The organism is Dolichospermum circinale AWQC131C (assembly GCF_000426905.1).
GTDB lineage: Bacteria > Cyanobacteriota > Cyanobacteriia > Cyanobacteriales > Nostocaceae > Dolichospermum > Dolichospermum circinale.
The window spans coordinates 347-649 of the sequence record NZ_KE384637.1; the positions used below are offsets into that span (position 1 = coordinate 347).

The window sequence follows — 303 nt, forward strand, 5'->3', positions numbered from 1 at the left end:
TCAAGAATGTCATTACCTAAGCCACCATCAAGAATGTTATTAGCACCGTTACCAATGACAACATTGTTATTACCATTCCCTGTAGCATTAATATTACCAGTACCAGTTAACGTCAGGTTTTCTAGTCCAAATCCCAGGGTGAAGTTCACGGAGGAAAATACTGTATCTACACCACCTAAAGCACCGTCAAAGTATTCCGTAACTACATCACCTGCATTATCTACATGGTAGATGTCACTGCCATCACCACCAATCAGGGTATCAGCACCTAAGCCACCAAATAGAATGTCATTACCTAAGCCA

The 303-nt window shown here is 41.3% G+C and carries 1 pseudogene; it reads right to left on the reverse strand.

What is annotated here, in order from left to right:
- Positions 1-303 (reverse strand): annotated as a pseudogene (locus ACIR131C_RS26905) (hypothetical protein); the annotation flags it as partial.